Here is a 13,131-nt window from a genome sequence, read left to right as displayed (position 1 = left end):
TCGGGGAGTCGCTATTTTTGCGAAAGCTTGTTTTGGGCATCCCAGCCCAAGCAAGCAGCAAAAACTTAACGCGACCACTTATGCCTCCGGCGGCCCCGATTCGTCCTCGTCACCTCGTCCCGACCCAACAAGGGGTCGGAACATAGGCTCCAAATGACTTGACGCCGTGTCGGATGGCCTTTTATTTTGTCTCCACCTTCGCTACCGCTCAGACTCCGACAAAACAACGGCCCTACGGCTATCGCGGACTAAAAATCTTCACTTCGCTTAGGCTACGTTTCCCTGATTTTCAGCGTTTGAGAAAGGGTTTAAGAAAGGCGTTATGAAAAGTCTTGTGTTGGTATCAATACCTTCGCCAATTTTAATTTAATCCAAAAATGACAATCTTACACCTATATAAATCAATCGCTTATAGGCTGTAAAATTCATAAAAATGAGTGTATTTTCATTTTGGCGAAGGTATTGTTGGTATTAAAAGTACATTTTAAATTTGTGCCAAGCTGGGTTATGGAAAAAGTTGAGAAAGCGTCTATTGAAGAGTTAACTAAACAACCACCCGCTAAAAGACGGGTGGGTTAGAGAGCTTGGCGACTGAAAGTCGTGATATCATGCATTCGGGAAAGTGCCTAAAAAACTCCAAGAACATTATGGAATCGAGATGCCAGTGAGCACGATTCGCACGGTGACGGAGAACCATGGTCAACAAATGAATTCCCAGCGAGAGAGCTCGACTTTACCCGTGGTTACTGGCTGCCAGCAACAAGTTGTAGAGATTGATGGCTGCATGTTACCTATTGTGACAACAAGAACAGATAAAGGTGATAAGCGTAAAAAGAAAATACTGCATTGGAAAGAGGCTCGTTTAGCATTAGCTCATGAGGAAGGAAATATCACACCTAAATTTGATGCTACTTTTGGAGGGAGTGTAGATGATGCAGGGCATTCATTATTAAATTGTGCGGTCACTGCAGGACTGGGTATCAATACACAAATACATGGTGTTGGCGATGGTGCAACATGGATTGCAGATCAAATGAAAAAAAGGTTTGGATCACAGGCAAGTTACCTAGTTGACTTTTATCACGTTTGCGAATACTTAGGGGGAGCATCGAAAATATGCGCAGCCAATGATGAAAAAAACTGGATGGATGTTCAGGAAAAACGCTTAAAGAACAATGAACACTCACTTGTTATTCATGATTTAAACCCGTTTTTAGAAGGTGATGAGATTGAAAATTCTAAAGCCCCTGTACGATCTTGTCACCGCTATTTAAGTAACCGTACTGAGCAACTCGACTATAAAGGAGCGATAGAAAAAAACTTGCCTATTGGTTCAGGCGAAATAGAAAGCGCACACCGTTATGTTATTCAGGAACGATTAAAACTATCAGGGGCGTGGTGGAAATCTGAAAACGTTGAACCCATGCTTGCTTTAAGAGTGGTCAGAGGAAATGATCAATGGGATGAATATTGGAGAAATTTGGCCAAAGCTTCTTAATATTTTGAAAAATTCACCGTACTTTTAATCGCACCCGATTACACTCTCGTTACCCATGAACTAAGTAATCCACAATCCAAAAAACGCATTTTAATACCGGATGCCGCTAATGCTATGCAGGTTGATAGTATTCAGATATACGATTTACTCAGCCAACACGCAAAAGACAACTTCACTTTTAGCTTATAAACAACCAATATCAGGGAAGATGATGTCAGATAAAAAAGTCACTGCCTACCAAGGACAGACAGAGAAAATAAGGTTCTGTCGCAATAACTATCCTGCTAAAGCGATAAACTGCTTATAAGCAGGCGTATTTTCCTTAGACAATCGCTGCCCCAGCCATGGAGAGCGAAAGCGAGGGCTGGTAGTCCCCAGAAGGCGTAGGGCCGTTGTTTTGTCGGAATCGTAGCGCTAGCGTAGGTGTAGACAAAATAAAAGGCATTCTGAAACGCCGTCCAGTCATTTGAGGGAGTGTTACGAAGCCAGCACCGAGTTTACGATGGTAGTGGCGAAGAGGCACGTACGCAGGACGTCTGGGGCGCCGAAGGCATTAGTGGTCGCGTTAAGTTTTTGCCGCTTGCTTGCTTGGGCTGGGATGCCCAAAACAAGCTTTCGCAAAAATAGCGACTCCCCGCTTGATAACTCTACAATTTGACACTCACTAGAGGGGAACATTTACGCTGATAGCGGGAGTTAAAAAAACAAGTGTATTTTTTACATCGCCATCAACACAGCTAATCACCATTAACAAGACCTTATTTATAGTTAATAATGTTAAAAAAGACTGTTAAAAAACTTATCTCATGCTATAGTTAATAAAACCCATGTTAAAAAAGTAAACAATGGAATTGAAACGGCACATATGATCCGAAAGGGACAATTGTCTGAGGAAAATATGCCTGCTTATAAGCAGTTTATGGCTTTAGCAGGATAGTTATGCCTGAAGACCAGGAGGTCTGCGCTTTTGATAATTATTGCGACAGAACCAACATTGGCACGTCCTGTCATCGCTGTTCATTAACCGCATAAAGGTCAGTGATGACCAAGTTTTACCGTCATGATAAATTATTGTGACAGAACCAGTTTATCTGCTTAGCAAAAACAGATAAATAACTTTTTGTTGAAAAAATCGGATAGAGTACATAATAGTTATGACGTTTAATCACTATATGCATTACAAATCAGCCTTGGCGGTTAATATAAGCTTCTTATCTAGCTCTTTAACCCATTCAATGCATGGCTCATCAATTGGCGCAACATCTCGTCTTTTTTGTGCAATGCATTCGGCGTAAGCTAAAAGCCAATTTTTTGCTAATTCAATTTCGGTCGTGTGCTTTTCTTCTAATACTCTATTGAAAATTAATTCTATCCATTCCTCAAAGGTTAATATTTTTATATCAATTCCATGTAGTTGTTTAGCTGAATCTAGTTTTTTTATTATCTCTTGATTAATTATAGGTGCTAGCGTTGTAACAAATCCAACCACGCCAACTGAGTTATGGGTTGTCAGCTTTTCTATAACTTCATCAATCTCTTCTCTTAAATATGCTTTTCCATATTTAGCATCCCACGACTCTATAATTTCCATATCTTCAAGTAACTCTATATCGCCAATATTCCCATGTTTTTTATTTGCTGATCTCATTTGTGATAATGGCTTAAGCGTTACAAGTCCTAACGTTCCAGTATCTATAGCAGCTTGCATTAAAGCATGAATGCTTATTTCCATTAATCTTGCGGAATAACCAGAATCATCAATGTGAGAGCGTATTAAACTCATGGCTTGGCTTGGTTTTGTGATTGAATCTACATAAGCATTTGTTTTTTTAAGCAAATCATCTGAAGCGAGTTGAAACTGCTCTGCTTTATTAAAAAGAAGAGAAACAAAATACTTTAATGAATTAAATGGGTCACTTAAGTTTCCCTCTAGTGATTCAACAACTGATAGCCATTCGATTCTTGCTCCTTTTAGTTGTGCTTTATATAATGAAGAATAAGGGTAATTTTCAGCTAAACTCCTTGTCATCATAAATCCATCTGCATTTAATTTAACAAGATCATATTTACGTAAAACAGGGGTAACGTAATTTCTATCTAATACCCGCATGGAAATTCCATCTTTCCATGAAAATGAATTGCTCCCAGTGCCTCCTTTATGAAGCCTAATGCTTTGAGTTGAATCTATTGATTTTATAGTTAATTGCATAACAGTTAATCCAATTAAAGCACGACCTACTTCACTTGTAACTGAGTCCACTAGTTTTTCTAGGCAATTCTTTGTATTTATATCTATTAAGTCCATTTGAATTTCTTCAGAATTATCCTTTACGCTATTTATGAGGTTCTCAAGAAACCCTTCTTCAAAACTATCCTTGATAAATTTTGTTCTATTTTTTGTTTCGGCTGACACAGGACCTTCCCAAAAAATCTCTTTATCTTTACCATCAATAATATATTCAGATCTATCTTTAAAGACCCTTAGGTGATTTTCCTTCTCATCTTTTCTCATAATTCTGTTAATCTCTGTAAACTACGCTCATTCAGCGTTGGGAATTGGTATGGTATTAGATAATCACCTTCTTTTATTTGCTTATTTGTATTACAACTACGAATTTCAAATCCAATTGTTTTAAGCATTTTCAATGCTTCAAGAAGATGTTCTGTATGGATATTATAGTAATCTGCAATATCGTTAATATTTAGCGTTTTTCCAACGCACTCTCCACGCGTTATATGCGAAATAACTTTCCAGAAAAACCAAGGTTCCATATCTTCTTTAGTTAGTTTAAAGTAGAATTTAAAAGATTGTTTATATTGATAATATCCAAAGATTTGAATTAGATCATCTTTGTAAGCTAAATCATTTAATTTTTTTTCAAAAAATTTCCATAATACAAGAACTGAAACTGGTCGTTTGTCATACGATATAAGATGTACTTCACCAATATTAATAATATCTTTTTGTTCAGGAGACATTTTAATTAAAATCGAAAATATCTTATGATCACTATTAGTTTTATTTTTACACCTAAAAACCCATTTATTATAATCAATAGTGAAATCTAAAGAAAAAGTAGTGGGATTACTCTGGTTATGTTCAACTAATTGGAATTTGTCTGTCAATTCCATATTGCAACTCCCAGACTCTTTTTTATAAACATCAACTTTATTGCCGGGAAATTTAAGATTAATGTATTCTGCTGCTTTATTTTTATAAATAGCAGTCAGAGATGATTTTCTTGCCCTAAAACCCAGTTTTTCATCGTGCCTCAAGTACTTTATATTGAAAGGAAGTTCCAATTCAAAAACTTGGTTCATAATAGCTAATGCCATAATTCTACCCATCTGCGGAGGTACAGAATTGCCTATTTGATGAATAGCAGTTTGGCGATTTCCTGATATTTCATAATCATCAGGAAATGTTTGAAGTCTTTTTAATTCATCAATCATAAAATGACGATTTTCCCAAGAAAGAGGGCCTGTGTATTGCCCGCCTTGTGCTTTTATAGTTCTTGTTGGAGTGTTTGGATCTGCTTTATATAGATAATCAGAAAATTTTGATCGCCATCCAAAAACTGGTCTAGGATGCCCCATTTTCTCAGTATAAAAACTATAATTTAAGCCTGGGGGTATGTCATTTAATAGATGGCCATGCCTACCGTTAATTCCAGTTTTACATTTGTTAGTATTAATTCCAATAACAGCATTTCCTGCCGTGTAATAAGCCTTTTTGTTGGTTGAGTCTGGTCCGTGAGTAGGTGATGGAAAAAGAAAATCGCATTCATCTCTAATCCCTACAATAATTAATCTTTCTCTATGCTGAGGCACACCATAATCAGCAGCATCCAATATCCTCCAATGCAATTTATAACCTGCACCTTTAAATGCCTCTTGTATTAATAACCAAGGCTCACCTTCTTGAGCGCCAATAATTCGATACACATTTTCAAATAGAAAGGCTTTTGGGCGCGCTTGATTAAGTATTCTTACATACTCTTGAAATAGCGTCCCCCTTCTATCATCCATTCCATTTACACCAGATGCGCGCGCACCAGCGGCAGAAAATGTTTGACATGGTGGGCCGCCAATAATGAAATCTATATCTTGTTCTGTAGGTGCGTAATCACGAATATCTTTACATACGACATTACAGCCATAAAGCCGTTTTCCTTTAGCTGAATTTAGAAGCAAAGAATCAGAAAATTTTTTTTCAATTTCAACGCACTCAAATATATCAAATCCCATATCATGAAAAGCTATATCAAGCCCACCACCACCACTAAATAAACTTAGTGTTTTTATTTGGGTGTTTTTTTGGTTCATATGCCAATTACGGAATGCAGTGCCGAAATAGTCAGGCCATCTTGGTTCCTCATCTAAATTAAAAAATTTTATAGCACCTTGAAACCAGTTATCAAGGTTCTGTGCGTCTTCTTCTGGATCAAATAATTGCATTTGTTGCATCATTACTCACATTGAGCGGGTATGGATTTATATTTTTAGATTAACTTTGATTTAAAAACAAATAGGTAGTGGGTCGAACCAGTTATTATCATTATTATGCATGAATATCACAGGTTTAACACACCACCCAATATTCTGCTTCTGTCGCAGAAATACAAATGTTTGTGTAGAAACCAACTGTGACCTATTTTCATACGATAAATGGTAAAACATCATGCAGGAGAAAAACCTTATCATCCCATCATTAAAATCACGACAATCTAGTGTCAAAGCCAGGTATAATATTACATTCAGGAAAGTAATGTCTTGTCTCTTGAGTGCGTGTTTTAAAAGTCCCATGAATCAGTTTTCAAGCCGCCCTAGCATCAAATTTATCATTGCAATGTGAATAAAAGTTTCGCACCATCCCGTTCTTGAACCGAAGCAGCTGTAACCATAATTAACCCAAGTGTGTCAACAAGGATATGGTGTTTTCGCGATTGAATTTTCTTCCCAGCATCAGGGACGTGTTATTTTTCTTATCAAGGCTTGGCCTTCCAATGGCTTTAGTATTTTTAACGCTTATAGTTTAACATTGCCTGTCAATGCGTAACTTCTATTAAATTAAAATTGGCGAAGGTATTGTAAAAAACAATGTAATGAATGAAACCAAAAACAAGAACAATAAAATATTTTTTTTACCAAGGCGGAGATGATATTTGCGGAGATGATTGCTTAAAAAGCATCAAACAGAAAATAGCAGAATTATCCAACCTAAAAAATATTAGTTTTTTGCTTGGAGCGGGGGCTAGTTCTGGTGCTGTTCCAAACATGAAAACCATGCATAATGAGATAGCGCAAGATATTACTAATGGTTTGGATAAGAAAATAAAAACGCTATACGAAAGTATAAAGGGTGATAATTTAGAGGAGATATTAACTATCCTCCATGCTAAAAAACATTACCTGCAAGGTATTTCCAGTGCTGATGCAACGGAAACATCAAATGTTGAGAAGCTGATAAAGCACATCGAAGACTCAATGTATTCGAAAATCAATATTGATCTTTCAAGTGAGGATGCTACAGAAAGTCTGGATTTATATAAACAGTTTTATCAAAAAACGGTGCTAAGAAATAAAGACCTTTCTCGGGTTAATATTTTCACAACAAACAATGATCTTTTTAATGAAAAGGCACTCGATACACTTAATATAAATTACAACAATGGTTTTGGCGGCGGACTTGAGCGAGTTTTCAACCCTGCCAGGTTCCATTACACATTTTCAAAAAAAATAGATGCGAATTTGGAAAAATTCGAGCCATTGGAAAATATGGTGTATTTGTACAAATTGCATGGCTCTATTAGTTGGATAGAACAAGAGGGTAATTCATTATTCAATATTCATGAAATCCCTGTTACAGGTGGTGAAGGTAACAACAAGGAAAATCATATGTTGATTTATCCAACGCCTTTGAAGCAAGCTCAAAGCCTTGGATCACCCTATGCTGATCTTATTAGAGAATTTCAAACGAAGTTGTCACTACCTAACTCTGTAATATTCATTATTGGTTACAGTTTTAGTGATGAACATCTTAACAATATTATCTATCAAGCCTTGGCATCAAACTCATCAATATCGGTTGTAATCTTTGGTGAATATAAAGATTGTCCACTGGCTAAAATTCAGGATAGTAGAATCTACCGTATCTTTGGCACAGATCAAGAAAATAATAAAATCCACTATTTTGAATATATTGTCACAGAATTGTTGCCCAATGTGGACAAAAACGTAAACACTACTTTATTCGATGATTTTGTATCTTCACTTAATAAAGCCCTCAAGCCTGATGATACCGCATGAAAATTGGAAAAATAATCAGCATCAATTACAGCCAGCTTAAGGTAAAAATATCGTCAGAGATCAGAGGCAGCTCAGTCAATTTACATGGCAATATTTATTATTTTGGCAACATTGGGAGCTATCTTAAAATAACCAATGCAGTTGAAGAAATTATTATATGTGAGGTTGTATCTATTTTTGACTCTGACCTGCATCAGGAAAAATTATCCTTTGACGTAGAAAGTAATCGGGAACTCTTACTTAAACCTATTGGTACAATCAATAAAGAAGATGAATTTGCACTGGGTGTAGGGGTTTTTCCTAGTTTATATAGTGATGTAAGCATTGTGACCTTCAAGGATATGCGGCTTATTTTGCGAACTAATACCAATGAGTCAGTGCAAACAGAAGGGAATCAAATTCATCAATCATTTTCTTTGGGTGTCAGTAAAAATCTTATTAACTACCCAATAGATGTGAGTATAGATAGTTTTTTCAACATTCACTCAGCAGTCCTGGGTAATTCAGGGAGCGGTAAATCCAATACCATTGCCCATATTATTCAAGAAATTCATAAAAAAGAAAATCACTCGGCTACAGGTTCGCGAGTACTTATATTTGATGTTAATGGCGAATATAATCAAGCATTTTTAAATGATAAAAATACGAACATTTTAATCAAGTATTACAAGCCCAATATCAAAGAAGAGGTAGACGGTTATAGCCCCTTTTATTTACCACATTTCTTGCTATCACTAGATGAATGGAGTGCTTTTCTTTTAGCAACAGATGCAACGCAACGGCCATTTTGGGATAAGGTTTTGCAAGAGAGTTATCGATTTTACAAAATCGGCACCACAAGCAATGAAGAAAAGAACAAGTTTGTTAATTACCTCAGATATCGAATATGCAATCTGATTTTTAGTACATTGCGACAAGCCGATAGTGATACCGCAAGAATCACAACTGCGGCAAGTATTCTTGGAAGCATAATCAGCATTATTAAAAGTAATTCAACCATTGAAAGTGCCTCTTCTGATTTATTGGAGGATATTGGAAACTTACAAACGGCATGTACTATTACTTATGGTGAAAACAAGGATAAGTTGAAACAAGCAACTGAAGCTGTTTTTGAAAAGACAGATAACGCTCAAGCTCAAGAAGTGATTAATTCAAAAATCAAAAATGGTGAATTCTTTGATCACCGGTTTCTGAAGATTGCAGCCGAGTTAATCCTTTTGGAGGAAGATGCACGCGGTAATAGACAAATACGAGGTTACACCGCAACCATGTTGACACGATTGGATTATTTTTTGGATAACCCTGATTGTGAGTTCATGCGAGAATCAAATGGTATTGATTCTGTTAAAAAATACATCGCAGAACTCTGGGTTAATGAGCAGGAAAACTCCCAGTTAGTTATTATTGATACCAGTGAATTAAGTCCTGACATTCTCGAAACATTGACTAGTGTCACTTCACGATTACTTTTCGATGAAAGAAAAAAACTGATTGGCAATGAGCGAAGAGAGAACCCTGTTCACTTGGTTTTAGACGAAGCGCATCGCTATATTAAAAAGCATTATGACTATTTACTAAAAGAAAATATATTTGAAAAAATAGCCAGAGAAGGGAGAAAATATTCCTTCTATTTGCTCGTTTCCTCTCAAAGACCTTCTGAACTATCCGAAACGGTTCTTTCTCAGTGTGCTAACTTTATTATTCATAGAATTCAGAATGAGAAGGATATGCACTATATCCAAGCTATATTGCCTTATTTTTCAGATGATTTTACCAATAAAATAAAACAGTCTATTCCAGGTGAGGCACTCGCATTTGGCAACTGTGTCTCAATGCCACTTCATTTAAAAATCCATGAGGCTAAACCAAGCCCCAATAGTAAGAACTGTAACATTCCAAAAGAGTGGTTTAACTTACATTGAGCGGGTCTATTTTCTGACTTTTACTCTTTTGTCGATGCCCTTAAATATGCATAAGTTCTAAAATTGCTCATTGGTGAAAATAGTCCACTTTACATAGTCTCTTCATAAGAGTCCATTATACCTAGTATTAAGCAATTAATGGACTGCCATAACACCGGGCTTCATACGGTCTCTTTGAGGTGTACCTATAATGGACTGTAAATACTGGCAGTATCAGCCCCCCCGCTCCCCCGGAATACGTGAAAACTAAGGATTAAGAAATTTTAGTGTTATATAGACACCTTCACTTTCTTAATCCTGGTTTTTCACAGAACATGGGGGCTGTAGCCATTTCACTATATTTTGCAGTTGGGGTGTAGGCAGATTCACACACTGTATAATCAATACCGTCGCCAGTTTTAATTTAAGCCAAAAATGACGACGGTATTGATAAAATGGATATATTTTATTCTGACCTGATTTTAGTCATATTTACCTTAAAAATGGGTGAAAATTAAACTAAGAACTTACATTGAGCGGGTCTATTTTCTGATTTTTATATTAAAAATACTTTAATAATTTATACGCGCCATCGCGCGTCTTCATGATAGATTTTGGGACTCCATGTCACAAAAATCGATTCGCCGCACGGCGAATCATTTATGCCCTGGCACGCCCTGCGTCCACCTCACCCATGCACAAAACCCGCATGGCTAAGGCTCCCTCAAATGGCTCTACGGCTCATCGGGATAAAATTTTAGCCTCCCGAGCGCGCTGCTAGCGCACTTCGGATTGGCAAATTTCCCTTCGCCTACCACGGACTATTAATCCATCCAGGATTAACAGCGTATGTTGTCGCCACAACAACTAAACCATTGAAACTCACTAAACTTATTGTAACTATTTGTTTTAAATTCAAAAGTTAATCTAAAAATATAGTAACTACTCAGCGTATTTTTTTAACTTTATAAATCAACAAACTATGGACTAAAGATCCATAGTTTGACTTACGACTGAAAGTCGTTGTTTCGGCTAAAGCCGACTATTGGGGAGTCGCTATTTTTGCGAAAGCTTGTTTTGGGCATCCCAGCCCAAGCAAGCAGCAAAAACTTAACGCGACCACTTATGCCTCCGGCGGCCCCGATTCGTCCTCGTCACCTCGTCCCGACCCAACAAGGGGTCGGAACATAGGCTCCAAATGACTTGACGCCGTGTCGGATGGCCTTTTATTTTGTCTCCACCTTCGCTAACGCTCAGACTCCGACAAAACAACGGCCCTACGGCTATCGCGGACTAAAAATCTTCACTTCGCTAAAGCTCCGTTTCCAGGATTTTCAGCGAATGTAGCTATCTCGATAACCTCTGCCACTCTATCGAGAGCAGTCCCCGAATCTTTGAAGCATACTTTATTTATCCCTCCCTTAGGTATGCCGCTCACTCGAGTCATAAAGCAAGACCTACTCTCCCCCGCTATCCGAGCATATCTCACTCTAGCTTTACATCCCAACAGGTGTCCTTGGTGGCTTTGTCGTACAGACTTAATTATGCCGTAAGGTTCATCTGTGAGTTTATTACAGAGCAAGAGCCTATACCCCACGTATTCATAAAAACAGGGGACAGATAAACTGTTTATATAACACAACTTATTCATCTGTCCCCCTTTCCAGCAAACACGAGGGGACTCCAGGCTTCACTATATTTTTTGAGTGGGTAGAGCAGGTGAAGAGATCTAATCGGGGGATTATTAATTCAATACATCAGAACCGCAAAGCCGGCATGGGTTAGACCGGTGTCTGTTTTTATATAAGTGGGGCAGGAGGCTTGGTTGGGGGATAAGTGTTAAAATATCTTGAAAAAGACTTGCAATCCAAAATAAAGTAGCTATTATATTATATAATAGCTGTGAGAAACAGATAGATATATGGAATAAGTCCTGCTCCCCATCAAAATAAATTAATGGGGAGCAGGACTTATTTTTACTACGCACTATAAAGATGAAACCTTTAGCCGGGAGATTCTTTATAGGGCTTTAATTGCTAGACAACTATGAGGACAACACAGAGCATCTAACAAGATTTTCCAATACTACAAGTGCATTATATCATGTATTTCAAGAAAGTCTAGTTGTTCTGCTAAAAAGTATGAATAAACTACATAAAAACACCCCCATTCAAGATAACACCGATTGTGCCACTGGGGTATCTACATCAAAAACAAAACGTCAAGCGAACCCTACACCTGATTGTGAAGGCATCGGCAACGTTTCATACATGCCCCGGGTAAACACTCCGACAAACCACTCTCGCTGAAAATCAGGGAAACGGAGCCTAAGCGAAGTGATGATTTTTAGTCCGCGATAGCCGTAGGGCCGTTATTTTGTCGGAGTCTGAGCGTTAGCGAAGGTGGAGACAAAATAAAAGGCCATCCGACACGGCGTCAAGTCATTTGGAGCCTATGTTCCGACCCCTTGTTGGGTCGGAACGAGGTGACGAGGACGAATCGGGGCCGCCGGAGGCATAAGTGGTCGCGTTAAGTTTTTGCTGCTTGCTTGGGCTGGGATGCCCAAAACAAGCTTTCGCAAAAATAGCGACTCCCCGAAATAAACCCCTTGATGATGTTATTGGTCGGATTAGATCCCCTAAATATGAGCCGGTTACTCAATCATTAAGGGATTTGCGAGAGAAAAGTGAGAAAGCTTATAAAAAACAAAAGGCGATTGTTTGTGAGGCTGTTAGCTTCAACGGTACATTCAAGTTAGGTCAGCCCGTAAAAAATGGGACTTTCGAGAAATCGAGCGGTTTATTGATTGTAGACCTAGACCATCTGGAAGATGTTCACTTAGCTAAGTCGGACTTGATAACAAAACCTAATATTGTTTTTTGCTTTATCAGTCCCTCGGGCGATGGTTTAAAGCTAGGGGTTCGGGTTGATGCTAGTCTAATTAATAACGATGCAGACTTTAAGCAGGCTTATTTTCAGATAGAGTCGATATGGTTCTGTCGCAATAATTATCAAAAGCGCAGACCTCCTGGTCTTCAGGCATAACTATCCTGCTAAAGCCATAAACTGCTTATAAGCAGGAATACTTTCCTCAGACAACTGTCCCTTTCGGATCATATGTGCCGTTTCAATTCCATCAATGGTTGCTTGAGCGGAGTGAAACGCTTTAAAGCCCATCATCGGTTTTGTTATTTTTTTGATAAAGCGGTGATCCTGTTCGATGATGTTATTCAAATATTTAACCTGTAATATGTCGATCATAGTGGCAAACCCAGCGAGGATTAACAAGAGGTTAATATTGGCTAATCCTGCATAGTTAGCGCCACTTTTATCCATAACGACCTTATCAGGAAATCCATTATTGTTAATCGTTTGTTTGAAAAATGCGGTTGCAGCCTCTTCATCACGGCGCTCAGAAAGCAT

Annotated in this window: 14 protein-coding genes and 2 pseudogenes; 10 read left to right on the top strand and 6 right to left on the bottom strand. The window is 37.9% G+C overall.

The genetic code is table 11. The features are described from left to right. Positions 1–17: 17 nt before the first annotated feature. The 4 genes from K6984_RS35370 to K6984_RS36805 all read left to right on the top strand — a co-directional run bounded on the left by K6984_RS35370 (position 18) and on the right by K6984_RS36805 (position 1,687). A complete protein-coding gene (locus K6984_RS35370; RefSeq protein WP_263458596.1) occupies positions 18–146 on the top strand; it encodes a hypothetical protein in 129 nt (42 codons plus the stop codon). Positions 147–173: 27 nt separating this feature from the next. Beyond that, entirely contained in the window at positions 174–326 is a 153-nt protein-coding gene (locus K6984_RS28480; protein ID WP_221898396.1) for a hypothetical protein, read from the top strand. Positions 327–622: 296 nt separating this feature from the next. Further along, on the top strand, positions 623–1,498 hold the full coding sequence (locus K6984_RS28475; RefSeq protein WP_221898395.1) for a UPF0236 family transposase-like protein: 876 nt from the start codon (positions 623–625) through the stop codon (positions 1,496–1,498). A 27-nt stretch (positions 1,499–1,525) separates the two neighbouring features. Further along, positions 1,526–1,687, top strand: coding sequence for a DUF4411 family protein (locus K6984_RS36805; RefSeq protein WP_221898397.1), 162 nt, complete (start codon positions 1,526–1,528; stop codon positions 1,685–1,687). 288 nt (positions 1,688–1,975) lie between these two features. Here K6984_RS36805 and K6984_RS28465 read toward each other — a convergent pair whose 3' ends face one another. Continuing rightward, entirely contained in the window at positions 1,976–2,119 is a 144-nt protein-coding gene (locus K6984_RS28465; RefSeq protein ID WP_221898394.1) for a hypothetical protein, read from the bottom strand. A 226-nt stretch (positions 2,120–2,345) separates the two neighbouring features. On the opposite strand from K6984_RS28465, the pseudogene K6984_RS36800 reads away from it, so the two are divergent. Beyond that, a pseudogene (locus tag K6984_RS36800) lies at positions 2,346–2,435 on the top strand (IS6 family transposase); the annotation flags it as partial. A gap of 240 nt (positions 2,436–2,675) precedes the next feature. Here the strand turns inward: K6984_RS36800 and K6984_RS28460 are convergent. The 3 genes and pseudogenes from K6984_RS28460 to K6984_RS28450 all read right to left on the bottom strand — a co-directional run. Further along, positions 2,676–4,010 carry a hypothetical protein gene (locus K6984_RS28460; RefSeq protein ID WP_221898393.1) on the bottom strand — a complete coding sequence of 445 codons (1,335 nt, stop codon included), beginning with the start codon at positions 4,008–4,010 and terminating at the stop codon, positions 2,676–2,678. Then, positions 4,007–5,968 carry a DNA cytosine methyltransferase gene (locus K6984_RS28455; protein WP_221898392.1) on the bottom strand — a complete coding sequence of 654 codons (1,962 nt, stop codon included), beginning with the start codon at positions 5,966–5,968 and terminating at the stop codon, positions 4,007–4,009. The genes K6984_RS28460 and K6984_RS28455 overlap by 4 nt, the downstream gene beginning before the upstream one ends. Before the next feature lie 386 nt (positions 5,969–6,354). Beyond that, positions 6,355–6,465, bottom strand: a pseudogene (locus K6984_RS28450) (IS5/IS1182 family transposase); the annotation flags it as partial. Positions 6,466–6,607: 142 nt separating this feature from the next. Here K6984_RS28450 and K6984_RS28445 point away from each other — a divergent pair. From K6984_RS28445 to K6984_RS35360, 4 genes are all read left to right on the top strand, one after another. Continuing rightward, on the top strand, positions 6,608–7,807 hold the full coding sequence (locus K6984_RS28445) for an SIR2 family protein (RefSeq protein WP_221898391.1): 1,200 nt from the start codon (positions 6,608–6,610) through the stop codon (positions 7,805–7,807). Beyond that, positions 7,804–9,729, top strand: coding sequence for an ATP-binding protein (locus tag K6984_RS28440; RefSeq protein ID WP_221898390.1), 1,926 nt, complete (start codon positions 7,804–7,806; stop codon positions 9,727–9,729). The genes K6984_RS28445 and K6984_RS28440 overlap by 4 nt, the downstream gene beginning before the upstream one ends. Positions 9,730–10,770: 1,041 nt before the next feature. Next, complete coding sequence (locus K6984_RS35365; protein WP_263458596.1) at positions 10,771–10,899, top strand: hypothetical protein; 129 nt, start codon at positions 10,771–10,773, stop codon at positions 10,897–10,899. Between the two features lie 27 nt (positions 10,900–10,926). After that, on the top strand, positions 10,927–11,055 hold the full coding sequence (locus K6984_RS35360; protein WP_263458856.1) for a hypothetical protein: 129 nt from the start codon (positions 10,927–10,929) through the stop codon (positions 11,053–11,055). A gap of 1,105 nt (positions 11,056–12,160) precedes the next feature. On the opposite strand, the gene K6984_RS35355 is transcribed toward K6984_RS35360, so the two are convergent. Next, on the bottom strand, positions 12,161–12,289 hold the full coding sequence (locus K6984_RS35355; protein ID WP_263458596.1) for a hypothetical protein: 129 nt from the start codon (positions 12,287–12,289) through the stop codon (positions 12,161–12,163). Between the two features lie 92 nt (positions 12,290–12,381). Here K6984_RS35355 and K6984_RS28435 point away from each other — a divergent pair, with 92 nt between their 5' ends. Continuing rightward, positions 12,382–12,753, top strand: coding sequence for a BT4734/BF3469 family protein (locus K6984_RS28435; protein WP_221898389.1), 372 nt, complete (start codon positions 12,382–12,384; stop codon positions 12,751–12,753). Here the strand turns inward: K6984_RS28435 and K6984_RS28430 are convergent. Beyond that, on the bottom strand, positions 12,754–13,131 hold a 378-nt coding region (locus K6984_RS28430; protein ID WP_221898388.1), incomplete at its 5' end, for a DDE-type integrase/transposase/recombinase.

It is taken from the genome of Bathymodiolus japonicus methanotrophic gill symbiont (assembly GCF_019721995.1).
Classification (GTDB): domain Bacteria; phylum Pseudomonadota; class Gammaproteobacteria; order Methylococcales; family Methylomonadaceae; genus Methyloprofundus.
This window is presented reverse-complemented; position numbering and strand designations above follow the sequence as displayed.

Coding starts and splice junctions, on each gene's coding strand:
- K6984_RS28480 (WP_221898396.1), top strand. CDS start 174: ATGGCCTTTTATTTTGTCTCCACCTTCGCTACCGCTCAGACTCCGACA.
- K6984_RS28460 (WP_221898393.1), bottom strand. CDS start 4,010: ATGAGAAAAGATGAGAAGGAAAATCACCTAAGGGTCTTTAAAGATAGA.
- K6984_RS28455 (WP_221898392.1), bottom strand. CDS start 5,968: ATGATGCAACAAATGCAATTATTTGATCCAGAAGAAGACGCACAGAAC.
- K6984_RS28445 (WP_221898391.1), top strand. CDS start 6,608: ATGAAACCAAAAACAAGAACAATAAAATATTTTTTTTACCAAGGCGGA.
- K6984_RS28440 (WP_221898390.1), top strand. CDS start 7,804: ATGAAAATTGGAAAAATAATCAGCATCAATTACAGCCAGCTTAAGGTA.
- K6984_RS35360 (WP_263458856.1), top strand. CDS start 10,927: ATGGCCTTTTATTTTGTCTCCACCTTCGCTAACGCTCAGACTCCGACA.